The sequence below is a fragment of the Microbacterium sp. 22296 genome (assembly GCF_052045385.1).
Classification (GTDB): domain Bacteria; phylum Actinomycetota; class Actinomycetes; order Actinomycetales; family Microbacteriaceae; genus Microbacterium.
Window position 1 is genome coordinate 1 of sequence record NZ_JBQEOS010000019.1, and the last position, 843, is coordinate 843.

The following is an 843-nucleotide window of genomic DNA, read 5'->3' on the forward strand; positions in this document are numbered from 1 at the left end:
CTCGGTGCCATCCGTGACGCGATCAACGCCACCGACCTGACGCAGGGCGTCAAGGTCGAGGTCGGCGAGACCCAGGCCGCCGCAGACATCACCATCGTCGTCGAGTACGGCGCCCCCATCCAGGAGGTCGCGGACCAGGTGCGCTCGCGCGTAGCCGGTGCCATCAACCGCCTCGTCGGTCTCGAGGTCGTCGAGGTCAACGTCGACGTGAACGACGTCCACATCCCGGGCGACGACAACGACGACGACAGCAACGAAAAGCGCGTCCAGTGAGCGCGACGACGAAGGGTGCCCTGGTCGGGCTCGTCCTGGCCCTCAGCGCCCTGATCTTCGGCTTCTGGGGATTCGTCCTCGTCGCCCTGTTCATGGCGATCGGCGTGGTCGTCGCCCGCATCACGGCGGGTGAACTCGACTTCGGCAACATCGTCAACGCCTTCAAGGGTCGGAGCACATCGTGACCACCGTCACCGCTTCCCCCGGGGCCGGCAACCGCACGGTTGCCGGCCCCGGCCTCCCCGCCGGCCGCGTGCACATTGCGGACCGCGTGCTGCAGAAAACCGCCGAACGGGCTGCGGCGGACGTGATCGGGGTGGATGCCAAGAACGTCCACGTCGAGATCGTCTCGGCCCGCGACACCGCCGCGGTGCGCATCACCTCGCCGTTCCCGGTTCCGCGTCTGGATGACACCGAGGCGGTGCGTGCGGCGACTCCCGTGCTCGAAGCTGCGCGTACGGCGCAGAGCGAGGTGCGTTCGCGTTTGACCCGGCTGTTCGGCCGTGAGATCTCGCGTGTGGATCTGACCATCTCGGGCGCCACCGCCCCCCAGCGAAAGCGAGTGCTGTG

The 843-nt window shown here is 68.4% G+C and carries 3 protein-coding genes; all 3 read left to right on the top strand.

The genetic code is table 11. The features are described from left to right. Positions 1-273: Asp23/Gls24 family envelope stress response protein (locus tag ACTJJP_RS17340; RefSeq protein WP_440776234.1), on the top strand; the 273-nt coding region annotated here is incomplete at its 5' end. Continuing rightward, positions 270-458, top strand: coding sequence for a DUF2273 domain-containing protein (locus tag ACTJJP_RS17345; RefSeq protein ID WP_243502156.1), 189 nt, complete (start codon positions 270-272; stop codon positions 456-458). The genes ACTJJP_RS17340 and ACTJJP_RS17345, both read left to right, overlap by 4 nt. Further along, positions 455-843, top strand: a 389-nt coding sequence (locus ACTJJP_RS17350) for a hypothetical protein (protein WP_440776235.1), incomplete at its 3' end; no start/stop codon positions are given. The genes ACTJJP_RS17345 and ACTJJP_RS17350, both read left to right, overlap by 4 nt.